The following is a 23,709-nucleotide window of genomic DNA, read 5'->3' as shown; positions in this document are numbered from 1 at the left end:
TCGGGCGCAAGTCACACGGATTTGTATGATAAAAAAATCCCGTTTGATAAATTTGAAGAATTTTTCAAAGCAAATTTGAAATAATTTCCCATAAATTTGGCAAATTTACCCAAATTTGCCAAATTTTTGAAAGGATAAAAATGAGAGTTTTTAAACTATTTTTTGCCGTGATTTTGGGAATAAATTTAGCATTTGGGAGCGAGATGAGAGTAGAATTTAGCTGTGAAAATGTCCGCGCGGTGGCTGTTTTGGGCGATACTAGCGCGGCAAAGAGTTTTTATGAAAATTTGCCATTAGAGTTAAATTTGAAAGATTACGCAGGGCGAGAAAAAATCGCAGATTTACCCGTGCGATTAAATTTTGCCGGCGATCCTAGTTCGGACGGCAAGGTTGGCGATCTTGGCTATTTCTCGCCATGGGGAAATTTGGTACTTTACTACAAACCTCAGCCATACTACGAAGGCGTCATAAATCTCGGTAAATTCGAAAGCGGTTTTGATGAAATCATAAAATGCGAGAGAGTTTTAATCCAAAAAGCGGATTAAATTAAGCCCTAAATTTCGCATTTTCTAAATTTAGCAAAAACTCTTTTTTATCCACTCCGTATGCGTAGCCTGTGAGTTTGTCGCCACTGCCGATAACTCGGTGGCAAGGGATAATTATCGCAATTGGATTTGCTCCCACTGCCCTACCTACGGCTCTGGCGGACATTTTTGGGATTTGTCTTTTTAGTGCGATTTTGCGCGCAATCTCGCCGTAAGTCGTGGTAATCCCAAAAGGAATTTGCATTAAAATGCGCCAAATTTCAAGCTGAAATTCGCTGCCAATTAGTGAAATTTTAGGTGTGAAATTTGGTAAATTTCCGCTAAAATAAATATCCAACCAAGCGCGTGTATCTTCAAAAATTTGCAAATTTTGCTCTTTAAATTCTGCGCCAAAATCGCTAAATTTGCCAAATTTAAGTGCTGTTAAATTTGCTCCATCGCTTTGCATAAAAATTTCGCCAAGCGGGGAGTTATAACGCCAAAAATATTTCATAAGCTTTGCTTTTTTTCTAAATTTGGCAAGAAAAACGCCATGATTAGTGGCACAACGCAAACACCGCAAAGCGTGTATAAAACATATCCTAGCCCAAATTTATCGGCTATCAGCCCCAAAATCGGCGCAAAAATCCCACCAATGCTAACGGTCAGCCCAAATGTAACGCCAGAAGCAAGCCCAACGCGGTTAGGCAAATAGCCCTGTCCAAGCGCGATAATCGGACTATAAGAAAGTGCTAGAAAAATGCCAAGCGGTGCTAATAAAACCACGGCAAAGCCCAAATTTTGCGCGGTTGCTAGCATTATCATAATCGGCAAAAGGCAGAGAAATGAGATTTTTATCATCTTTGTAAAGCCGAATTTATCGGCAAATCTGCCACCAAGAAGGGTAAAAATCGCGCTTACGCCGATATATGCGCTTAATAGCGTGTTTGCGTAAGCCTTGCTTTGGTCAAATTCGTAGATAAAATAAAGCGCCAAAAATGTATTAAATCCGTGAAAAATGATAGAACGCCCACAGATTAACGCCATGAGTTTATAAAATCCGCCCCAGTCATCGACGCCGTTAGTTTGGGTGGTTGTGGCTGTTTTGGGTGTAATTTCGCCAAGTCTTTTAAATTCGGCGTAAAAAATTTTATACAGGGTGCTAATTAAAATTTGCGGAATTATGAAAATTAGTGTCCCTTTTAGCCCAAATGCACTAATAATCGCCGTCATAAAAAGCGGTCCCAAAGAAAATCCCAAAATCCCACCAAATGAGAAAATACCGATATTTTGGGCTTTGTTGTGCGGATTAGAGCATTTATTTATGGCTCTTGCGGCTTGTGGGTGAAACATCGCCACGCCAATTCCTGTGATCATCACGACCGCGCAAAGCACGGCAAATGAAGGCGCAACGCCACTTAGCGCGATACCGCCACCTGCTAAAATAAGACCTAGCGGGATAATGTAAGGGGTGTTTTTCTTATCAGCGAGTGAGCCAAAAACGGGCTGGATTAGCGAACCAACGATATTTGAGACCATGACTAGGCTTGCAGCGGTTGCGTAATCGTAGTGATAACTAGCTATCAAAAACGGCAAAATCGCCACAAGCGCGCCTTGGTTTATATCACAGCACAAATGCGAAAATGCCAAAATATAGACAAATTTGTTTTTCATTTTAAATTTAGGATTTTATATGGGAAAATCCCATATAAAATTTACATTAAAACAGGAATTTGCGTATTTTGCAAGAAAAATTTGCTCGTTCCTGAAAGCAGAATTTCCTTAATTCCAGTGTTTGAGTGAAGTCCAGCGACGATTAAATCGTATCCGCCGTTGTTTGCATAGTCTATCAAAACCTGACCTGGAATTTTGCCGTCAATGTTTAAAAGCTCGAATTTATCGACTTTCACATCATGTAGTGCCAAATACTCAGTTATTCTGCGCTTAGTCTCTTCTGCGCTATCTTGGAGATAGTGATTGGCTGTGATGATTGTGACATTTTGCGCTTTTTTGAGCAAATCTAGCGAGTGATCGAGCGCTCTGGCACTTGCAGCCGTGCCTGTAAGAGAGACCAAAATTTTATCAGCCTTAAAGCTTTTTAGCTCTCTTGGGATTACGACACAAGGCTTGCCACTTTTTGAAACAGCCGCCTCGAAAGTGCCTGTAATCGTGCCTGTTGGGGGCACTGAGACTACGACAAGATCGCAGTATTTAGAGTGCTTTTCAACTAGCTCAGAGCGGATTCCTACCAAATGGCGCAAGCAAGCACTATTTCCCACTCTCTCGTCTTCGTGCATATCAAGGCCGATTTTTTTGCACTCTGCCTCGAAAACTGCGCCGATTTCATCGCGCTCAGCCTTCATCTCCTCGTTTGCCGACTCCAAAAACTCGTCCATCAAAACTCCGCCTTTTAGCGTCATGCGGACATTATAAATCATCTTAGGATCTAGCTGGCACGCCATGATATTCATGTGTGTGCCAAAAAATTTATTCACAAGCAACGCACCACGAATTCTGCCCTCTAACTCTTCGCCACCACCGATTGGAAAAAAAAGTTTTTTAAGCTCCATTTTGCCTCCTTTTTACACTAATTCAAGTGAAATTTTACTGCCTTTTTGCTCTGTTACGCGCACTCTAACCACATCGCCCGGTTTAAACGGAGTTGTGATAAATTTCGCTCTTAAAAGCCCATCTACGCCGTCGCGAAGTGAAATAAATGTGCCAAAATCTAGCGAGCTTTGCACTACGCCGTCAAATTCCTCGCCGATTTCAAATTTTACCTCTTTGCGCTCGTGCCTATCGCCTCTATCGCCACGCGGTTTGCGGAAATCTTTCGAATTTGAAACGATAGAGAGAATTCTCTCTTTTGCGCCATCGACGCCGTCTTTGTTCGCGCCTTGGATTTTAACCTCACCTTTTTCGCGATCCAAATCAATGCTAACGCCAAATTTTTCGGTAATTTCCTTAATCGTTTTTCCGCCTTGACCGATGATATCGACGATTTTGCTAGGATCGACGCTGAAAATTTCGAGTTTTGGAAGCACGGCTTCGTTGATTACGATATTTGCGTTTGCTTCCTCCATTAAATTTAATATATGCGCCCTGCCCTCTTTGGCTTGTGCTAGCGCCTCTTTTAGCACTTCTAGACTAATTCCGCCAAGCTTGATATCCATTTGAAGCGCGGTGATTCCGTCGTTGCTACCAGCGACTTTGAAATCCATATCCCCGTCGTGATCCTCTAAGCCCATAATATCAGTCAAAATCGCGTGTTTTTCGCCCTCAAAGATTAGTCCCATTGCGACACCTGCGACTAGTTTTATGGTTTTTACACCAGCTGCGCGAAGCGATAGTGCGCCACCGCATACTGACGCCATTGAGCTAGATCCGTTGCTCTCTAAAATTTCGCTTACTACGCGCATTGATTGAGGCGAATTTATATCAATGCTTGGAAAAATCGCTCGTTTTGCCAAATTTCCGTGTCCTAGCTCCCTGCGGCCTGGGCTTTTTAGCGGGCTTGCTTCGCCTACGCAAAATCCAGGGAAGTTGTAATTAAACATAAATTTTTCAGCTATCGGTTCTGGGCTAGTTAGGCTATCGCTAAGCTGAGCGTCGCTATCTCCGCCCAGAGTTGCCACCACCAAAGCCTGTGTTTGACCACGGGTAAAGAGGCATGAGCCGTGCGCGCGTGGCAAAATGTTTGTCTCAATGCTGATTGGGCGCACCTCATTTAGCGCGCGTCCGTCGGCTCTACGACGCTCTTCGATGATTTGAGTGCGTATGATTTGGCGTTTGTATTTGCCAATGACATTTGTTACTACTTCTTTTTGCCACTCGTTTTGCACCGCGATTTCATCAGTTAAAATTTTATCTACAATTTTATTTAGCTCGGTTGCGCGCTCGCTTTTTGCCATTTGATTAATCGCCTCTTTTACGGCGTCTTTATAGTTTTCGTCGATATATTTGGCGATATTTTCATCTTCGATTTCTGGTTTATACTCTAAATTTGCGTCTGGTTTTTTAAGCGCCAAAAACGCTTCCTCGTATTTGCGAGAGCCCTCTTCGATAGCCTTAGCAGCGAAATTTATCGCCTGGGCTGTCAAATCCTCTGGTAGTTCGTTCATGCTTTGGACGCCATCTACGATTTGAGGGAGCGAGCGCATCTCAATCATCAAAAGCTCGTCGCCCACGCCAGCTACATACAAATCAAGGGCTGATTTTTTAAGGGCTGAATTTGACGGATTTAGCACAAACTCGCCATCTATGCGACCTACTCTGACACCACACACTGGGGCTTTCATAGGAATATCGCTTAGATATAGCGCCACACTTGCCGCATTTAGGCTCACAACCTGCAAATCCACCTCAGGATCTGCTGAAAGGACATAAACTACGATTTGAGTAGGATAGGCATATCCTTTTGGGAAAAGGGGGCGAAGTGAGCGATCTATAATACGGCTAGTTAGCGTCTCAAAATCGCCCGGCTTGGTCTCTCTTTTGATATATCCGCCAGGGATTTTTCCCACGGCATACATTTTTTCGATATATTGCACGGTTAGTGGCAAAAAATCCTCTTCTACTTGTTTATCTTCCCTAGCAACCGTAGCTAAGACCACAGTATCACCCACACGCATAAGCGCAGCACCCGCTGCTTGTTTTGCGACCTTGTCTATGTCAAAAATTTCTAATTGATTATTTACATCAATCTTGCACTGCATTGTTACTCTCCTTGTTTTCGTTTTTATCAATGTTTTTTTCTTTGTGAAATGGTAGGTAAAATTCGCAATTATTTAAAATTTGCATAATATCCTCGGCTTTTTCCTCTTTTTTCTCTTTGTAATAAAAATCCACATTTACAAAATCTTTTATTTTATGCACGGCGTATAGCCCATCTACCGCGGCTTCTATCTCTTCGGCATTATCAGTGCTAATAACCGGCGTAGCATAAAAAATCGTCTTTGCATTTAACTTGATTAGGGTTTTTATACATGTCATCGTCGTAAGCCCACTCTCGCAACCCTCATCGACTAAGATTACATTTTTTCTAGCCAAGTCAGGCAAGAGCGCACCCTTGCGAAATTTATAGACATTTTTTAAAATTTTTTCCTCATATTTGCGGCTAGCCTGCCCGTAAATATAATCCAAACTTATCCCAAAGCTTTTGACAAGCTCATCTATGAAAACTATCTCTTGCGTTTCGCTCACACAGGCTATCACGCACTCTGGATTATTTGGCGCATAAATCATCTCGCTAAATAAAAATTCATAGCTTAAATTTAACTTTTCAGATAGTCTTTTTACCAAATAAATCGATGATAACGACTGGGCTATGATTAGGAAATTTTCGTTTTTTACCGCGTTTGAGGGCAGAATTTCAGCTAGCTTTTCGGCCGCTTCTACTTCGTTTTCAAACATCAATTCCGCTCTTGGTATCATTGCGCTTCACCATACTCGGTATCAACCGAAAAATCATATCCAACCCCACCAAATGGGTAGAAATTTACGAAAAAGTAAAATCCATGCTCTTTTTTAGCCTTGGTGTAATCAGCATTGCTCGTGTTTTTTGGCTCGATGTCTTCTTGATAGACGAAAGAGTAGTTCCAGCACTTTCTCGTATGCGTGATACCTAGCCTCCACATTTTTGAATACGACCTAGCCAAATCATACTCCCAGCGCCCGAAAATTTTGTTATTTCCTGGCAAATTCGCGCTTAAATTTGCGATTGTGTAGTTGTCTTTTTTGTAGCGTTTTTCGTTTTCGTCGCCGAATTGATCGTAGGTATAAGCGTGGCTTATGCTCGCGCTAAAATCAGAATTCGAGTAGTTTGCGTAGGTTTGAACCTTACTAAAACTATCATATTTGTGTGAGTATGTGAAACGATTGCCTAAATTTAGCCCATTTGCGAAATAAATATCAAATCTATGGTTAAAATTTCCCAGCTCTTCATCGTCAAAATCATAGCTTTGTTTAGCCGAGTGGCGGATAAATTTGCGCCCATTTTCGTCGTAAAAATACTGTGTCATGCCAAGGGCGATATTTTCGTGCGTATATTCTTCGGCTAGCTCACCAAGGAAATTATCCTCCCAATAAAGCGAATCTTGTAACCTTGCCAAGCGGGATTTGCGCAAATTTCCATTTTTTTCATCGTATTCGTATTGGTGAGATTTCAAAATTCTCTTATCAATCTCGCCCTTTTGCCAGCCAGGAATTCTCAAATCAGCTCTCCAAGTCATAGTATGATAAAAGCTCTCATACGCCTTGGCTAAATCCGTAAATGCTGAAAATTCGGTGTATTGATTGGCGTAAAATGTGCTTTTATCGGCTTCTAGCTCGCCATTTGCGTAGTAGTATTTATCGCTCCAATCTATATGCGTCATATACACACGCTCGCTCACGCTAAGCCCCAAATAATCGCCCAAAAATCTATCGCTATAACTAAGCGGAATATCAAGCTCGTATTGGCGTGCGGTAACGCCTTCTTGGCGGGTGAAATTTCGCGCCTTTAAATCCACAGAATAAAGCAAATTTGGCACGAACAAATCATCGATAAATTTATGATATTGCGCAGTCGGTAGCTCTTGGACTGTGTCGCGGTTTTGGAAGACACTATCTTGGTTAAGCTTGCTAGTATCGATATAATACCTGCCATAAAGCCCAAAATAGTGATCGTCTGTCGTTAAATAATAATTTAGCTTAGAGGTTACTAGCGCGTTATCGTCCTCATCGACACCACCTTTGCTCTTTAAATCATAGTATTCAAGGTCGTTTAATTTCGTAAAGTCAATCCATAAATTTTCTTTGAAATTTCCGTCGATTAGGTATCCAGCTAGCTTGCTTCTATCGTATTCGATCTCGTATCCGTGGTGTTTTTCATTTTTATACTCTAAGCGTTCTTGGGCGCGGGTGAAATTATCAAACACACCGCCACGAATTTCGCCCCTTGAATACGGAGAATCCGCAAACCTAAATGTCCCATACACACCAAAACCACGGCGCGAACGAACCTGCGGGTCTAACTGCAAATCCCAGCTATCATACGGCGCGAAATAAATCGGCTGTTTATAATACACGCCCTCATCACCGATATATCCGCCCTCTGGTGGCAAGAGACCGGTTCTGCGGGTAGTATCAGTAGGCACACCAAAATACGGCAGATAAAACACAGGTACATCGCCGATATAAAATCTAGGGTTGAAAAGGTGTAAAAATTTGCTCTCTTTATTTAGCTTGCCACTGCTAAATTTGATTTTCCAGTCTGGATCATTGACATTACAGCTAGATATCACAGAGCCCTTGACACGGTAATACTCGCTATCACTACAACTCTCATCATTTTGCATCCAAAGCTCAGCGTCCTTATCCATCATAAAGGTCGCTTTACCCTCTTGGGTGTTGTTTTTAAGATCGATTTTAATGTATTCGGCTCTGGTGGTTTCGTTATCTCCATGCATAGCATTTACATTGCCAAAAAGTTCGATTATTTCGTTTTTTTCATCATAAGTGGCGCGATCGGCCGTGAGAAAATAGTCCTGTGAATAGACAGTTACATTACCTCTGGCTATGGTTAAAAAGCCATTTCGCTCTACATTATCGGCGATTAACTCGACATTTTGCACCTTTGCGTTAAGCAAATTTGCCACTAACGCACCAAATGTTAATATTAAAATTTTACTTTTTTTCAATTTCTACCACCAAGGTTTTTGCTGCCAAATCCTGCAAACTCTGACGAAATTTCGTCCAAAACGCAAACAAAAATCCGATATAAAATGCTGTTTCGCTAACAAGCCTAACGCCCGATCTAAACGCGCAAACGCCAAAGCTAAGCTTCTCGTTTTCGTCCCTTGCGCTGATGACTTTTATTTTTAGAGCTAGCTTACCCAAAGTCGCGCCATAAAAATATACAAATATCGCGTGATATAAAAATTTCACCATTACTAGATAGGGCAAATACGGCGCGATTGCGTTATTTAGCGCCATTGGGTCGCTTCCGCTCATCTGTGAGGCCGCAAGCAAGGGCTCGGAAGCTGTGCTAATGAGCATAAAGGTAAAAAGCACGCCCATAATCACCTCATCTAAAATAAAGGCAAAAATTCTCTTAGGAAGACTAGCTAACACCTAATTAATCCCTAAGTGCCTGATATGCGATATCGCTTCGGTGTTGAGAACCTTCGAATTCTATATTTTTGACTAATTCATAGGCTAAATTTCGCGCTTCTCTGATATTATTAGCTACACCCACACTTACCAAAACTCTTCCACCGTCTGCGTAAATTTCGCCGTTTTCTTCGCTAACGCCAGCGTAACAAATGTGAGTGTTAGCCGGAATTTTGCCTAAATTAATCTTTGTTTTTGGCGTAGATTTGTAAGGGTAATTTTCGCTAGCACTTACGACACCAACGGCGAATTTATCGCGGAGTTTGATGTCTGTTAGCTTGCCAGTGGCTGCATCGTATAAAATTTGGCTTAAATTTCCGTCGATTAAAGGCATCAAAACCTCGCACTCAGGGTCGCCAAATCTGACATTGTATTCGAGCACATACGGCACTCCGCCCACGATCATAAGCCCCACAAAAAGCACTCCGCAAAACGGATTGCCGTCTTTTTTCATACCTCTTAGAGTCGGAGCTACGATTTCGTTTTCGACCCTTTTTATCAGGGCCTCATCTGCTAGCGGGCTTGGAGCGTATGCGCCCATACCGCCTGTATTTGGACCCTGATCGCGGTTTAGCAATCGTTTGTGATCTTGGGCTACTGGCAAAGAGACGAAATTATCCCCGTCGCAAATCGCAAAAAAGCTAAGCTCAAACCCGTCTAAATACTCCTCGACAACCACGGTTTTGCCAGCATCTCCGAAACTGCCTTTTAGCATTTCCCATGCCGCGTCTCTGGCCTCATCGTGATTTTGAGCGATTATTACGCCTTTGCCTGCGCAAAGCCCGTCGGCTTTGACTACGACTTTTTCATCTAGGGTGTGGATAAATTTAGAAATTTCCTCGAAATTATCGCTGTTTAAAAATCTAGCGGTGCGGATAGCGTTACGAGCCAAAAACTCCTTCATATAGGCTTTTGAGCCCTCTAAACGAGCTGCCGCTTTGCTTGGTCCGAAAATCACTAGACCTCTTGATTTGAATACATCGACAATGCCCTTTGTAAGCGGATCTTCTGGGCCTACAATCGTCAAATCGATTTTGTTGTCTTTCGCAAAATTTGCAAGTTCCTCAAAAGTTTTCAAATCCAAATTTTCGCCAAGTGCGCTAGTCGCGCCATTTCCTGGGGCAAAATATAGATTTGAAACATTTTTATCCTCTTTTAGTCTAAGTGCGATAGCGTATTCTCTGCCACCACTGCCGATGATTAAAATTTTCAAGGTAAAACTCCGTGTAAAAATAGCCCAAGTGAGCGTTGCGTGAAAAAGATTCGGCCTAAAACAAAGCCAATCTTGCAACTAGGACAAGCCCTTAGGTCGCAACCCGTAAGCTCAGAGCCTCAAACCGAGCCGCGTCACACCGGCAAATCACATCGTCGCCTACTAAAATATGTTAGACCCTCATAAATAACGCTGGCGCATCACCCAGGCAAGCGAAATTATATGTTTTTTTGCCTTAAAATACAAGCAAACGCCAAATCCACACACGCTTTTATGCTTTGATTTTCGCTGATTATAGGCTCTGTAAATTTAGATAAAATTTTAGCCGTGCTATTTCCTATGCAAATCGCCTCATACGAGCTATCCCAGCCAAAATTCGAGATAAAACTTTTCGCATTTAGTGGCGAAGTAAAAATTATCACGGAATTTGTGGCTGGTTTTTGCGAAATGCTAGCTTTTTTGGGTCTGTTTTCATAGCCGATTATATGGGTTAAATTTACGCCATTTTCGTGCAAAATTTGGGGCAAATTCGACACTCTGTCTTTGGCGCTGATATAAAGCACGCTTTTGCCCTTTAAATGCGTGGCAATCTCGCGCGCAAACTCGTCGCCATGGGAGTTTTGCGCTACGAAAATATTTTTGTATCCCTGGTCCTCTATCTCATCAGCACACGCCTTGCCAATGGCGTAAATTTGGATATTTTCGCTAAATTTGATACCATTAAATTTAAGCGCTTTTACACCATTTTTCGAGGTAAAAATAAGTGCGTCAAATTTGGAATTTATGCTAAATTTGTGAAATTTTATCTCGCATAAATTTAGCCAAATCACCCTCTCATCGTCAAATTTAGTGTTTGAAACTAAATAGAGCTGCTCTTCTCGCCCAGCCACTTTTGCACACTCGCGATCTGCGCTAGCACGCTAGAACTGCTAGCCCCGCCGAAAGATTTCCTAGCGTCCATCGAAGCTTTTAGCCCCAAAAATGCAAGCGCATCAGGCGTGATTCGCTCATCGACCGCGCAAAGCTCTTCTGCGCTCATTTGGCTTAGATCCTTGCCTGCTCTCTCTGCTGTGGCTACGCATTTTCCGGTGATGAAGTGCGCCTCGCGAAACGCCACGCCCTTTTCTCGCACCAAAAAATCCGCCAAATCAGTCGCGCTTAAATGACCACGCTCAGTCGCACTTAGCATATTTTTTTTGTTAAATTTGGCTGTTTTTAGCATTTCATTTAAGATTGCAACACTCTCCAAAATCGCTTTTACGCTATCAAACACACCCTCTTTATCCTCTTGCATGTCTTTGTTATACGCCAGAGCAAGCCCCTTCATAACGGTCAAAAGCCCCATTAAATTTCCATACGCCCTGCCAGTTTTACCCCTGATTAGCTCGGCTACATCGGGGTTTTTCTTTTGTGGCATTATCGAGCTTCCAGTCGAATACGCGTCGCTGATAGTGATGAAGCCAAATTCGCTCGAACTCCACAAAATCAGCTCTTCGCACAGCCTTGAAGCGTGCATGAAAAATAGGCTAATGTTAAATAAAATTTCAAGGGCGAAATCTCTATCACTCACGCCGTCCATAGCATTTTCCATAGGGGCATAAAATCCAAGCGCACTAGCCGTAGCGTGGCGATTTATGCGGTGTGGGGTGCCTGCAAGCGCAGCCGAGCCAAGCGGGCTGAAATTTCCGCGCTCAAAGCTTGAAACAAACCTTTCATAATCTCGCTTAAACATATTAATGTAAGCTAGCAAATGAAAGGCAAGGCTTACAGGTTGGGCGTGTTGAAGGTGAGTGTAGCCCGGCATAAGCGTATCTGCGTGGGAGTTTGAAATTTCAAGCAAGGTTTTGATTAAATTTAAAATTTGAGCCGAAATTTCGCGGTTTTTTCGCATTACAAAACGCCTGAAATCAAGGGCGACTTGATCGTTGCGAGAGCGCGCAGTATGGAGCTTGCCGCCGATTTCTTTGCCCACAATTTCGCTTAGGCGTTTTTCTACCGCCATGTGGATATCCTCATCGGCGATTTTCCACTCAAACCTCCCCTCATTAATCTCGGCTAAAATTTGCTCCAAACCAGATTTTATCGCGCTAGCTTCATCTTTGGTGATAATTCCTGCATCGCCTAGCATGCTTGCATGAGCGATAGAGCCTGCGATATCGTCCTCGTAAAGCTCTCTATCGAACATAATCGAAGCGTTAAATCTCTCCAAAAGTTCGCTACTAGCCTCACTAAACCTGCCTTCCCACATTTTTTTCATCAATAATCCTTAGAATAAATTTATAATTTTGCGTTTCAAACTAGAATTTTTTGGCTCGTCTGTTAGATACAAGCTCACTACCCTGCCATTATCCGTGCTGATTTCGAGCTTGGCGCCCCGCTCGCCATTTACGCGCACCCTTAGCATATTTGTGGCGATATTTTTGATTTCGGGCTTGTCAATTGCACCATTGTAGCTGGTTTTGTAGTTTTTCACCTCATCGTTGCAATCTTTTGGCGCAAAAAATATATCGTAAAATTTGCCGTTTTTTATGGCTAAATTCTCTCCACCACTGACTATAAAATAGTCATATTTTGGGGTTTGGGTAGTAAAATCCCAGCGAATTTTATCTTGCCTTTCGCCCTGTTTATAGCTAAATTCCGCCGTGTAAGTAGCGTCGAATTTAAACACTTCCTTGCTAAAAAGCGCGAATTGTTTGTCATTAAATCGTCTATTTGGATCGCTTTTTTTATCCAAAATTTTAGTATCTTTAATCTCTGCTCCCTCGCTATTAAATAGCCTAAATTCGAGCATTTCCACAGGTTTGGCTTGGGGGTGAAATTCTATGCTAATAGGATTTGCTGTAATCGCGCACTCTGGCACGGGATCTGGAAGCTCGTGGCTAAAAAAGGCAAGCGAGGGCTCTTTGTTTGGATAATGCGCGTAAAGCGTGGTATTTAGCGATCTGGTGCGCTCGTAGTTTTCGTTTCGTATGGCAAGGCTTTTGTTTTTGCAAAGCCCTATGATAAATTTGCCGTCCCCACTCTGGCTCTTTGCTCCACCACAAATTTCCTCTAAATACTCATTTCCCATTTCATAGACATAGGCAGATTTTTCGCCCTGCTCGTAGTATCCCACGCCAAGAAGATTTGCGTCAAATGTCAAAAACCCAAAACGATGATAAATCGCGCTTAATAGTCCGTCGATTGAGGCTTTGATATCGTGGGCGTTGTAAGAGAGATTTTCTACAATCCCAGAGTTAAACCCTACCGCAAATGCGCGATCGCTCGGGGTTTTGCCGCTAAATTCAGGCCTTCCCTCGCTCTCATCGTGAGTGATTTCATCGTTTGTAACGACATATTTGGCGTGATTTAGCGCAGCCTTGTCTAAAAGCGAATTTGGCGCAAATGGATTTAAATTCGAGCTTTGGCGGATATAGTTTATGTAGTTTATCGGCGTATCATAAAAAGAAAAACCGCTTTTACTAGGAAGCGGTTCTTTTAAATTCGCAGGCTCGCCTTTGCAACCCAAAAACAAGCCCGCAGTGCCTAACAAAAGCCAAATTTTAAGCTTTTGGGCCGGCTTTTGCATACTCTACGCCCTCTTTGACATCTTCGTAGCGTTTGAAATTTTCTACAAACATTTTCGCTAATTTCTCGCGAGTTTTTGCGTATTCGTCAGCATTTTCCCAAGTGTTGGCTGGATTTAGAAGTTTTGTCTCAACGCCAGCTAGTTCTTTTGGAACGGCTAGATTAAATTTATCAAAATTTTCAAATTCGCATTTTGTGATACTTCCATCAAGGATTGCATTTATACAAGCACGAGTTGCTTTTATGCTCATGCGTTTGCCAACGCCATAAGCTCCACCGCTCCAACCTGTATTTACTAGATATACATTTACGCCGTGTTTGTCGATTTTCTCGCCTAGAAGTTTTGCATAAACTGTCGGGTGAAGCGGCATAAACGGCTCACCAAAGCAAGCACTAAAAGTCGCCACAGGCTCGGTAATACCGCGCTCAGTTCCTGCGACTTTGGCAGTATATCCGCTTAGGAAATAATACATCGCTTGTTCTTTTGTAAGCTTTGCAACAGGCGGTAAAACGCCAAATGCATCAGCGCTTAGGAAAATGATATTTTTTGGGTGTCCTGCGCTTAGGCTTGGTTCGTGGTTTGCGATATGCTCGATTGGGTAGCTTACACGGGTATTTTCTGTCTTGCTACCATCAGCGTAATCGACCTTGCCGTTTGCGTCAGCTACGACATTTTCTAAAAGTGCGTTGCGTTTAATCGCACCATAAATTTCAGGCTCTGAGCTTGGATCGAGATTTATACATTTTGCGTAGCAACCACCCTCGAAGTTAAACACACCCTCATCGTCCCAGCCGTGCTCATCATCGCCGATTAGCGCGCGGTTTGGATCAGTAGAGAGTGTAGTCTTGCCAGTGCCTGATAGTCCGAAAAATAGCGCAGTGTCGCCGCCAGCTCCGACATTTGCTGAGCAGTGCATTGACATTTTGCCCTCTAATGGTAGCCAGTAATTCATCATAGAAAAAATTCCTTTTTTCATCTCGCCACCATACCATGTGCCACCGATGACTGCGACATTTTCCTCGACATTAAAGATTACAAAAACATCTGAGTTTAGCCCGTCTTTGGCGTAATCCTCATTTACGCATTTGCAAGCATTATAAACCACGAAATCTGGGTGGAAATTTGCTAATTCATCATCGCTTGGGCGGATAAACATATTTTTTACAAAATGCGCTTGCCACGCTACTTCGGTTACGAAACGCACGCTTTTACGGCTTTTTAGGCTAGCGCCACAATACGCGTCTTGGACATAGATTGATTTGTTTGAAAGCTGATTTTTGGCCTTTGCTAGAAGTTTATCAAAAAGCTCTTTGCTAATCGGTTGATTGATTTTGCCCCAGCTGATATATTTCGCGCTTGGATCTTGCTTTACAAAATACTTGTCTTTTGGGCTTCTACCTGTAAAAATGCCAGTATCGACCATAAAGGTGCCATTATCGCTTACCTTTCCCTCGTTTGCGCGTTTTTCGTGCTCGAAAAGCTCATCATAGCTAAGATTATAAAAAATTTCTTTTTCGCCACTAATTCCTAGTTTTTCAAAATCATTTGGAATTCTCATCTTAAATCCTTTTTTAAAAAATTATAAATAAGTAATTATATCGAAATTTGATTAACCTTTATTAGGATTGTGGAATTTGAAGTAAATTTATCGTTTTTGTAAATTTAAAAAGGGGCGAAACCCGCTAAATTCCGCCCCTGTGGTAGTTAAATTTAAAAGTTATTTTAAGTGAATTAGTGGCTCGTCGGCATCTACGCTTTGACCTTGGAATACCAAAATTTCAGCGACTTCGCCGTCTCTTGGGCTTTCGATATTTATCTCCATTTTCATAGCTTCTAGCACAACTACAGTTTGACCAGCTACGACTTTTTCGCCAGGTTTGACCAAAATTTTAAACACATTACTTGGCAGGCTAGCCACGATATCATCGCTATTTGCACTTGATTTGGTTTCGTTTTTGCTCTCGCTTGGCTCTTCGCCTTTTCCAATACTTACATTATAGCTATCGCCATTTACCAAGACCTTATTTCCGCTAAATTCCACCGCATAGGCTTTGCCATTGACATTAATGTCAAATTTATCAGATTTTGCCTTTTTCTCACTACTCTCGCTAGATTCTTTTGCTTCGTTTTTGCGGATCATTACCTTGCCCTCGCCTTTTAAGAAGGCAATGCCCTTTTCACGGCACGCAAGAGCGATAAAAATATTTTCCTCGCTTGGCTCGATATTTTCATCTTCTAGCTGTTTTTTGGCATAAGCAATGCTCTTTGTCTCGTCTAAATCAGCCAAATCAACGGCATTTTTGGTAGTAGGCTCTAAGCCAAGTTGCTCGCTAGCTAATCTTACGACCTCGCTATCAGGGGCAACTGGGGTTTTGCCAAAGTATCCAAGCACCATTTTGCCGTATCCCTCAGCGATTTTTTTCCAGTCGCCAAACATTACATTATTAAATGCTTGTTGGAAATAAAATTGACTTACAGGCGTTACACTCGTGCCATAACCGCCCTTTTCGACGACTTCGCGCATAGCTTTAATAACGGCTGGAAATTTATCCATGATTTTGTTGTCGCGCATCATTTGCGTATTTGCGGTTAGGGCACCGCCTGGCATAGGCGAAAATGGGATTATCGGGCTTACCATTGTCGCTTCTGGTGGCAAGAAATAATCCTTCAAACAATCCTCCAAAACCTCTTCGTATTTTAAAATTTTCTCAGCGTCAAAGCCAAAATCAAAATTTTGCCCCTTTGTCGCGTGTAAAATCGTCAAAATATCTGGTTGGCTAGTTCCTCCGCTGACTGGATAAGCAGCTAGATCGATTCCATCGACGCCTGCTGCTAGGGCTGCTTGATAGCAAGCCACGCTAACACCAGCTGTTTCATGGGTGTGAAGTCTGATATGAATATCGTTTCCTAGGAGTTTGCGGGCTCTTCTTACGGTCTCAAAAACCTTTTGTGGGCTTGAAGTTCCGCTAGCGTCTTTGAAACAAACGCTATCAAAAGGAATTCCAGCCTCTAAAATTTTACGCAAAATTCCAGCGTAAAATTCAGGATCATGTGCGCCAGAGCAACGAGGTGGCAAATCCATCATAGTAACGGTAATTTCGTGTTTTAAGCCATGCGCTCTAATACGCTCGCCACTATATTTTAAATTTTCGACATCGTTTAAGGCGTCAAAATTTCGAATAGTCGTAGTTCCGTGTTTGGCAAAGAGTTTGGCATGCATATCTATCATTTCGCGCGAACCAGTATCAAGCGTAACGGTATTTACGCCTCTGGCTAGGGTTTGCAGGTTTGCCTCGTCTCCCACGGTTTCGCGGAATTTATCCATCATCGCAAACGCGTCTTCGTTTAGATAAAAATACAGACTCTGAAATCTAGCTCCACCGCCAAATTCAAAGTGTCTAATCCCAGCCTCTTTTGCCGCGCTCACTGCTGGCAAAAAGTCCTTCATCGCTACACGCGCACCAAAGACAGATTGGAAACCATCGCGAAATGTAGTGTCCATAACATCAATAAATTTTTTGCTCATGCTAACTCCTTTAAAATAATTCTAAATTCTACAATTTCTAGCCTAAAAAAGCTTTTAATCCAAAAATTTCTGGATAAATCGCAAGGGCGAAAAGAACTAAAATTTGAAGCCCGATAAACGGCAACACTCCACGATAAATGTCTGTCGTGCGCACTGATTTTGGCGCGACACCTTTTAGGAAAAATATCGAAAATCCAAAAGGTGGCGTCATAAATGATGTTTGTAAATTTACAGCGATTAGTATCGCAAACCAAACTGGATTTATATTCATCGCTTCGACTATCGGGAATAAAATCGGCAAAATGATATATGAAATTTCAACATAATCAAGGAAAAAGCCCAAAATTATGATGACAATCATAGTTAGCGCGATAAATCCCCACTCTTTGCCAGGAAGTGCGTGCATGAAATCCTCCACGACATAGTCCCCGCCTGTGTATGAAAAAATCATAGAAAAGGCTGTTGCGCCCATTAAAATCATAAAAACCATACCTGAAATTTTCACGCTTTGGCGAAGCGCGTCGTAAAGCAACGAAAATGAAAATGTGCGGTATAAAAATGACAAAATTATCGCGCCCACACAGCCCACAGATGAGCTTTCTGTCGGAGTTGCGATACCGCCAAAGATAGAGCCTAAAACTAACAAAATCAGCACAAAAACAGGCACGACATTTTTTAGAGCATTAAAAATTTGGCGAGCTTTGGTTTCATCATCGATTTTAGGAAGCTCGGGCGCGCAGTCTTTTTTGGCATACGAGATTATGAGGATAAAAATTATATAAAGCCCCACCAAAACAAGCCCCGGCACGATAGCTGCGGAAAATAGCTCGCCTACTGATACCGAAAAAACATCGCCTAAAATGATTAGCACGATTGAGGGTGGAATAATCTGCCCAAGCGTGCCAGAAGCTGCGATAGTGCCGGTGGATAGGGCTTTGTCGTAGCCGTATTTCATCATCACAGGTAGGCTAATAATACCCATAGCGATCACGCTAGCACCCACGATTCCAGTCGTAGCCGCCAAAAGCGCACCCACCAAAACAGTGCTAATCGCTACGCCACCGCGAACCCCGCCAAATAAAAACGCCATTGACTCCAAAAGCCTCTCAGCTAGGCGCGTTTTTTGCAAAATCATACCCATTAAAATAAAAAGTGGAACCGCGATTAGAAGCTGATTTTCCATAATTGAGTAAATTCGGTTTGGCATAAGAGAGAAAAACTGGTTACTCATTTCGCTTATAGCCTCTGTAAAAACCTCGCTTCCCTCGGCGTATTCCCACGCCTCACTCACGCCATAAATAAATCCAAAAATCACCGCCACAGCCCCAAATGTAAAGGCTACCGGAAATCCCAAAAGCAGCATAAAAAGCGCTGCGCCAAACATTATAATCCCTATCATCACACAGCCTTTGCGCTAGAATTTTCGTCTAAAAATTCGCCGTGGTGGTTGTGGATTAGCAAATTTATATTTTTTATCAAAAACCCAAACGAATAAATAAACAAAAAGACATAAGATAGACTAATAAATGATTTGATTATCCATAAATTCGTTAATCCGCCAGGATTTGGGCTGGATTCTTTGCTCTCGTAGGCTTCGAGCGCGAAATCTAGCGAAAAATACGCCACGAGCGCCACAAATGGCAAGATAAAAAAGATTGTGCCCAAAATATTGATAATCGCCTTTGTTTTGGGGCGAAATTTTTCATATAGCACATCGACCCTGACATGGGAATTTTGCTGTAAAGTATAGGTCGAGCCGAACAAAAACATCGCCGAAAACAGCCACCAGCTAATCTCTTGCATAGCCACAGAATTCGCGCTTGGAAAGAGATAGCGCGCAACGACATTGTAAAAAACGCAAAGGACTAAAAGGGCTAAAAAAACAATGCTAAAAAAACCTAAAATTTTCGCAAAACTATCGAAAATTTTTTCTAAAATTTGGAGATTTTTCCTCAAATTTGAACCTTTTTGTATTAAATTTCAAAATAAACTTGCGATTTTATCGAAATTTAGCGCAAAAAATAATAAAATAACGAGCAAAAAAGGATAAAAATGTATTTAAAATTTAATAATAAATATTCTCGCAAATTTCTGCTATTTTGCGCAGTTTGGGCGGGTTTGTGGGTTTGCTTTTCATACTGCTTTTTGCAAAATTTCTTGTTTATGTATCCTGAAATTTTCAGCGCTAGGCTTAGGTTTGATCTGTGCGTTTTAGCTCTGGGCGTGATTTTTGTGGCATTTAGCAAGGATAGCCTAAGCGCGATTTGTGGGTATTTTTTGTGGTTTTATGGCGCGCTTGGGGGGCTAATTTGCGCAAAGAGCCTATCGTATCTACACAAAGCAGTGCGCGCTAGTAGCGATATGGACGGCGTGATGAACTGCGCTGGGGCGAATAAATTTTTGAGTTTTGATTTAAATAGAATTTCGCTTTTTAAATCATATAATTCTTGCGCTTTTGATATACCCACACCGCCTGCAAATTTCGAAATCAGCGGTATGCGCGCGAATTTAATTAGCGCCTATAATGACGGCTGGTATCTTTTCGTAAGCTCAAAAAGCCTAAGTTTGCCTACGCTTTGGTTTATTGTATTTGGATTTTTTGCTTTTGTCTGTGTTTTGGGAGTGGTTTTGGGATTTATCAGGCGCAGGGGATAGCCCCTGCGTGAGTTATTGAACGATAATTAGCGCATCGGAGCTATACACATCTTCTAACGAAGACAATCCGCTCATCGCCCAGACCTTTTTGCATAATCCGTCATAGCCTTTTGTAAGGATAATTTGCTTCTCATCAACGATTTCATAAGTAGCACAAACATCGTTTCTAATCTTAATCGGGTTTGTAACATTTGTCATCGTTGCGATAGAAGAAGAATAATGCGCTTGCGATGTGTAATACGCCATCAAATCGCTAAGAGATGTCGTGATATTGTTCATCGTTTTGACAATCTCTGCGTCATCTCTGGTAGCAGCTAGTCTAGGGATAGCTACCGCCGCCAAGATACCCAAAATAACAATCACGAAAATTAATTCGATCATTGTAAAAGCCTGTTTCATTTTTTATCCTTTGATAAAAATTTTGCAGGCGTATTCTACCACAATCTATAAATTTTTCGCAAATTCTACCATTTTTGATAATAAATTTATTGTATTTGCATCGACGACGATGTAGTGGTTATTTATCAGACTTTTGCCGTTATACAGCGGAGCGACACCCGTTTTAAGGTCGATTATCGCTCCGCCACTTTGGTGGATTATAAAATCCCCGGCCGCGATATCCCACAGCGAACAATCGCTAAACCTACCATACGCGCTCGCCCCATTTTCCGCCATTACGCAAAATTTCAGCGCAGAGCCAAGCCTAGTAAATTCAAGCCCAAATTCCTCGCAAAATGGCATGTATTTTGAGCCTCTGCCATTTCGGCCTATCATAAAGGTCTTTGGCGAATTTGGTTTTCGCTCGATTTTTTCGCCGTTTTTATAGACGACGCCACCGCCATTAGAGCTATACACATCGCCACTTACAGGCGATGAAATCACCGACAAAATCGGCCTTCCGTCCTCTATCAGCGCGATACAAACGCAAAATTCGCCATTTCGCGCGATAAATTCCTTCGTCCCATCAAGCGGATCGACTAGCCAAAACCTCTTTGCGCTCATGCGCTCATCTGCGCTCATCACGCTCTCTTCGGAGCAAATCGCAATCCCACTGGGTGCTAGCGTGCTTACAATCGCCTCGTTTGCAGCCAAATCCGCGGTTGTTAGCGGAGATTTGTCCTCTTTGACATAGACATTAAATTTCTCATAATGCTCCATAATCGCCTTATTTGCGCGCTTTGCCGCAACCACGGCTAAATTCAAAAGTTCATCTTTATTCATTTTCGCCTCCAAAAATAAGCGGTAAGAAATTGTTGTAATCGTAGAATTGAAAGATTTTGTATTTTAGCACAACTAAGCTTTAAAAAAGCTAGATTAAATTTTAAGGGCAAAATTTATAAAATTTTTGCAAATTCAAGGGGCAAAAATGGAAATTTTAGAGAATTTGCGAAATTTAAGCGATGAAAAATACGCCAAATTTAGCGCGAAAATTCTGCCAGGGGCGCGAATCTTGGGCGTGAAAATGCCACACTTGCGCGCGCTTGCAAAGCAGGTTTTGCGCGAGCAAAGCGAGGGCGAAATTTTAGAATTTATCCGCGCCAAGGGCGAATTTAGCGAAGAAATGACATTAAAGGCGATTTTGATAAATTCGCTAAAAATCAGCGAAAAAAATCGCATAAATTTGGCGCGAGATTTTATCCCTCGTATCACAAACTGGGGCGTTTGCGATGCATTTTGCGCCAAACGCAAAAACGATTTAGAGTCGTGGCTTGAATTTACTCTTGGGTTTAGGGAGGCTAGGGGCGAGTTTGAGAAGCGGTTTTTTTATGTGAATTTGCTGGTAAATTTCGTAAATTCGCGGAATTTGGCGCTTTTGCTAGATACTGCGCGCGCTGAGCGAAGCGAGAAATACTATGTCCAAATGGCGGTAGCGTGGGCACTGTGCGAATTCGCCGTGAAATTTGAGGGTGAAATTTATGAGTTTTTGCAGGGGTATGAAAACGAAAAAATCAAAAATCTTGCGATTAAAAAAATCTGCGAAAGCCTGCGTTTCACCGAGCAAAGCAAGGCAAAATTTAAGGCGTTAAAATCCGCGAAATCCTAAATTTCGCGGAAATTTAATTTATCAAAATTTCAAATTTCTTTTTCAATCTTGCTTGTTTATTTCGCTGTCGTTTTCTAGCGCATTTACTCTTTTGCCGATGTCTTTGAGCTGCGAAAACTCTTCGATTAGGCGCGGTGCGTCATCTAGGCCAATCGCAAAAGTCCAAATATAATTCATCACCGTAAAAATATACCCAGCGTCTGTTTGTTTGATCGCCAAAAGGTAAGCCGCCAAACTAAATGCTAGCGCACAAATCGAGCCTACGATGAGATAGCTATGCGAATACGCGAAAGCAAATCGTAGTGGCGCGAGACGGCGATAGGGCTGCCTTTTTCTATGAGATTTACCTCGTTTTCGTTGCGGTTGTTTAGCTTCAAATAAAATCTATCGTTTTTGCGAATATATCGTGGCAAAAAGGGCGCCAAAACAGCGATTATGATTAGACAAAAGCTCGCTATAATCGGCTCGTAAAAATATAGCATAAAAACACTTCCCAAAATCGAAACCACAGAGGTAAAAAGCATAGGAAAGGAGTGCTCGAAAAAATTTATAAATTCACGCGAAAGCGCGTCGCGCGCTTGTCTGGCTCACGCTGGCGTTTGTGCTTCGTTCGTTTGAGATGATATTGACGGCTAAATTTGCATAAATTTTGCTAAATGCGTAGGTGTCGATTTTGCGCCTAATAGCGCCCAAAAACCAAATTCCAAATATCACAAAAATATAAATTATCGCGATTTTCGCCTCGCCTGCTAGAATTTTATTTATCGCAAATCCGCCAAAAATCAGATAGAGTATAAAGGCCAAATTTTCCAAAATCACCAATGAAAATGTAAAAATCAGCTTTTTGTAATGTTTCAACGCGATGAAAATAAGCGTTTTAATGCGCTTTTTTGCATAAAAATTCCTAAATTTGAATTAAATCGCGCAAGTATAAAGGGGAAAATTTAATAAGATTTAAATTTGATTTTAATTATAAAAAAGTATCTAAAATTTAACTATGCAGTTAAATTTTAGACAATGCAAAATTTATTTGTAGCGATAAGTGATTCTGCCCTTATCAAGGCTGTATGGCGTAAGCTCGACTTTGACGCGATCGCCTGGCATGATTTTGATATAGTGCATACGCATTTTGCCTGCGATATGGCACAAAATCACATGCTTGTTATCAAGCTCGACCTTAAATGTCGCATTTGGCAACGCCTCGATTACATTGCCATCAATCTCAATGACATCATCTTTTGCCATTAAATTTTCTCCTTTTAATCTTTCAAGCTTTTGCTTAGAATTTCGACTTTGTTATTTACCACAGCCAAACAATGCTCATAATGAGCCGTCCTAAGGCCGTCTTTGCTCGTCGTCGTCCATTTGTCTGCGCCCACGACTGGGGTGCCGTCTTTTTGGCAAATCATCGGCTCGATACAAAACACCATGCCGTTTTTGATTTTTGGCCCTGATTTTGGATTGTTGCCCTCTAAATAATTTGGGATTTCAGGCTCTTCATGCGGTTTTTTGCCGATTCCATGCCCGCAAAATCCATATAGTGGCACATATCCGCGCGCTCTGATAAATTGCTCGATAGCTAGGCATAGCTCTTTGAAGTGCATGCCGACCTTTATCGTGTCGATAGCATGATACAGTGCGTCTTTGCTGCATGCTATAAGCTCTTCGTCTGATTTTGAAATTTTGCCAATCGGCAAAGTGCGCGCGCTATCGCCATAATATCCATTTAACCGAGAGCCTAGATCGATGCCTAGTATGTCGCCCTCTTTTAGGATAGTGTTATCAGGTATGCCATGGATTATAACTTCGTTTAATGAAAGACAAGCTGCGTTTGGGAAACCATAAAGCCCTTTAAATGCTGGATACGCGCCCTTGCTAGTGATAAAATCATCGATTTTTTTATCCACTTCTAAAAGCGTCATGCCGGGTTTTATGAATTCTTCCGCGTAATCAAGGGTAGCGGCGACGATTTTATTCGCCGCTCGCAAACCCTCTAAATCTTTTTGATTTTTGAGTAAAATTGCCATT

Annotated in this window: 23 protein-coding genes and 1 pseudogene; 3 read left to right on the top strand and 21 right to left on the bottom strand. The window is 42.0% G+C overall.

The genetic code is table 11. From position 1 onward, the window contains the following. The first annotated feature begins 140 nt into the window (after positions 1-140). Positions 141-545, top strand: coding sequence for a cyclophilin-like fold protein (locus OFN73_RS06410; protein WP_270862726.1), 405 nt, complete (start codon positions 141-143; stop codon positions 543-545). Position 546: 1 nt separating this feature from the next. Here OFN73_RS06410 and OFN73_RS06405 read toward each other — a convergent pair whose 3' ends face one another. From OFN73_RS06405 to OFN73_RS06335, 15 genes are all read right to left on the bottom strand, one after another. Continuing rightward, a complete protein-coding gene (locus tag OFN73_RS06405; RefSeq protein WP_270862725.1) occupies positions 547-1,038 on the bottom strand; it encodes a methylated-DNA--[protein]-cysteine S-methyltransferase in 492 nt (163 codons plus the stop codon). Further along, the gene (locus tag OFN73_RS06400; RefSeq protein ID WP_270862724.1) at positions 1,035-2,198 is read right to left on the bottom strand and encodes an MFS transporter; all 1,164 of its coding nucleotides are present in this window, start codon (positions 2,196-2,198) and stop codon (positions 1,035-1,037) included. The genes OFN73_RS06405 and OFN73_RS06400 overlap by 4 nt, the downstream gene beginning before the upstream one ends. A 41-nt stretch (positions 2,199-2,239) precedes the next feature. Next, a complete protein-coding gene (locus OFN73_RS06395; RefSeq protein ID WP_270862723.1) occupies positions 2,240-3,094 on the bottom strand; it encodes a universal stress protein in 855 nt (284 codons plus the stop codon). 12 nt (positions 3,095-3,106) lie between these two features. Next, complete coding sequence (locus OFN73_RS06390; RefSeq protein WP_270862722.1) at positions 3,107-5,239, bottom strand: polyribonucleotide nucleotidyltransferase; 2,133 nt, start codon at positions 5,237-5,239, stop codon at positions 3,107-3,109. Beyond that, complete coding sequence (locus tag OFN73_RS06385) at positions 5,223-5,957, bottom strand: phosphoribosyltransferase family protein (protein ID WP_270862721.1); 735 nt, start codon at positions 5,955-5,957, stop codon at positions 5,223-5,225. Before OFN73_RS06385 ends, OFN73_RS06390 begins: the two co-directional genes overlap by 17 nt. Continuing rightward, the gene (locus OFN73_RS06380; protein WP_270862720.1) at positions 5,954-8,161 is read right to left on the bottom strand and encodes an LPS-assembly protein LptD; all 2,208 of its coding nucleotides are present in this window, start codon (positions 8,159-8,161) and stop codon (positions 5,954-5,956) included. The genes OFN73_RS06385 and OFN73_RS06380 overlap by 4 nt, the downstream gene beginning before the upstream one ends. Positions 8,162-8,189: 28 nt before the next feature. Beyond that, on the bottom strand, positions 8,190-8,636 hold the full coding sequence (locus OFN73_RS06375) for an RDD family protein (protein WP_270862719.1): 447 nt from the start codon (positions 8,634-8,636) through the stop codon (positions 8,190-8,192). 4 nt (positions 8,637-8,640) lie between these two features. Further along, complete coding sequence (gene purD / locus OFN73_RS06370; protein ID WP_270862718.1) at positions 8,641-9,888, bottom strand: phosphoribosylamine--glycine ligase; 1,248 nt, start codon at positions 9,886-9,888, stop codon at positions 8,641-8,643. 218 nt (positions 9,889-10,106) lie between these two features. Next, the gene (locus OFN73_RS06365) at positions 10,107-10,778 is read right to left on the bottom strand and encodes a uroporphyrinogen-III synthase (protein WP_270862717.1); all 672 of its coding nucleotides are present in this window, start codon (positions 10,776-10,778) and stop codon (positions 10,107-10,109) included. Next, positions 10,748-12,145, bottom strand: coding sequence for an argininosuccinate lyase (gene argH / locus OFN73_RS06360; RefSeq protein WP_270862716.1), 1,398 nt, complete (start codon positions 12,143-12,145; stop codon positions 10,748-10,750). Before argH ends, OFN73_RS06365 begins: the two co-directional genes overlap by 31 nt. Positions 12,146-12,154: 9 nt before the next feature. After that, positions 12,155-13,456 (bottom strand): CAP domain-containing protein, encoded by a 1,302-nt coding sequence (locus OFN73_RS06355; protein WP_270862715.1) that lies wholly within the window; start codon positions 13,454-13,456, stop codon positions 12,155-12,157. Then, positions 13,431-15,014 (bottom strand): phosphoenolpyruvate carboxykinase (ATP), encoded by a 1,584-nt coding sequence (gene pckA / locus OFN73_RS06350; protein WP_270862714.1) that lies wholly within the window; start codon positions 15,012-15,014, stop codon positions 13,431-13,433. The genes OFN73_RS06355 and pckA overlap by 26 nt, the downstream gene beginning before the upstream one ends. A 159-nt stretch (positions 15,015-15,173) precedes the next feature. Further along, the gene (locus OFN73_RS06345; RefSeq protein ID WP_270862713.1) at positions 15,174-16,982 is read right to left on the bottom strand and encodes a biotin/lipoyl-containing protein; all 1,809 of its coding nucleotides are present in this window, start codon (positions 16,980-16,982) and stop codon (positions 15,174-15,176) included. 37 nt (positions 16,983-17,019) lie between these two features. Next, positions 17,020-18,381: a TRAP transporter large permease gene (locus OFN73_RS06340; protein WP_270862712.1), complete on the bottom strand. Its 1,362-nt coding sequence runs from the start codon at positions 18,379-18,381 to the stop codon at positions 17,020-17,022. Continuing rightward, positions 18,381-18,938, bottom strand: a complete 558-nt coding sequence (locus OFN73_RS06335) for a TRAP transporter small permease subunit (protein WP_270862711.1) — start codon at positions 18,936-18,938, stop codon at positions 18,381-18,383. Before OFN73_RS06335 ends, OFN73_RS06340 begins: the two co-directional genes overlap by 1 nt. Positions 18,939-19,034: 96 nt before the next feature. Between OFN73_RS06335 and OFN73_RS06330 the strand changes: the two genes are divergently transcribed. Continuing rightward, positions 19,035-19,637 carry a hypothetical protein gene (locus OFN73_RS06330; protein WP_270862710.1) on the top strand — a complete coding sequence of 201 codons (603 nt, stop codon included), beginning with the start codon at positions 19,035-19,037 and terminating at the stop codon, positions 19,635-19,637. A 12-nt stretch (positions 19,638-19,649) separates the two neighbouring features. Here the strand turns inward: OFN73_RS06330 and OFN73_RS06325 are convergent, their stop codons facing one another. Together OFN73_RS06325 and OFN73_RS06320 are read right to left on the bottom strand one after the other, a co-directional pair. Further along, a complete protein-coding gene (locus OFN73_RS06325) occupies positions 19,650-20,036 on the bottom strand; it encodes a type II secretion system protein (RefSeq protein ID WP_270862709.1) in 387 nt (128 codons plus the stop codon). A gap of 45 nt (positions 20,037-20,081) precedes the next feature. Next, complete coding sequence (locus OFN73_RS06320) at positions 20,082-20,858, bottom strand: 3'(2'),5'-bisphosphate nucleotidase CysQ family protein (protein WP_270862708.1); 777 nt, start codon at positions 20,856-20,858, stop codon at positions 20,082-20,084. Between the two features lie 145 nt (positions 20,859-21,003). Here OFN73_RS06320 and OFN73_RS06315 point away from each other — a divergent pair, with 145 nt between their 5' ends. Further along, the gene (locus OFN73_RS06315; protein WP_270862707.1) at positions 21,004-21,681 is read left to right on the top strand and encodes a DNA alkylation repair protein; all 678 of its coding nucleotides are present in this window, start codon (positions 21,004-21,006) and stop codon (positions 21,679-21,681) included. A gap of 42 nt (positions 21,682-21,723) precedes the next feature. Here OFN73_RS06315 and OFN73_RS06310 read toward each other — a convergent pair whose 3' ends face one another. From OFN73_RS06310 to map, 4 genes and pseudogenes are all read right to left on the bottom strand, one after another. Then, on the bottom strand, positions 21,724-21,915 hold the full coding sequence (locus OFN73_RS06310; protein ID WP_270862706.1) for a hypothetical protein: 192 nt from the start codon (positions 21,913-21,915) through the stop codon (positions 21,724-21,726). A gap of 26 nt (positions 21,916-21,941) precedes the next feature. Continuing rightward, positions 21,942-22,500, bottom strand: a pseudogene (locus OFN73_RS06305) (ABC transporter six-transmembrane domain-containing protein). Between the two features lie 207 nt (positions 22,501-22,707). Further along, a complete protein-coding gene (gene infA, locus OFN73_RS06300) occupies positions 22,708-22,926 on the bottom strand; it encodes a translation initiation factor IF-1 (RefSeq protein WP_005869854.1) in 219 nt (72 codons plus the stop codon). A 14-nt stretch (positions 22,927-22,940) separates the two neighbouring features. Then, positions 22,941-23,708 (bottom strand): type I methionyl aminopeptidase, encoded by a 768-nt coding sequence (gene map / locus OFN73_RS06295; RefSeq protein WP_270862705.1) that lies wholly within the window; start codon positions 23,706-23,708, stop codon positions 22,941-22,943. Position 23,709 lies beyond the last annotated feature (1 nt).

The sequence above is a fragment of the Campylobacter sp. JMF_14 EL1 genome (assembly GCF_027737585.1).
Taxonomy (GTDB): domain Bacteria; phylum Campylobacterota; class Campylobacteria; order Campylobacterales; family Campylobacteraceae; genus Campylobacter_B.
The sequence above is the reverse complement of the archived record's forward strand: the minus strand, read 5'-3'. Positions and strand labels throughout refer to the sequence as shown.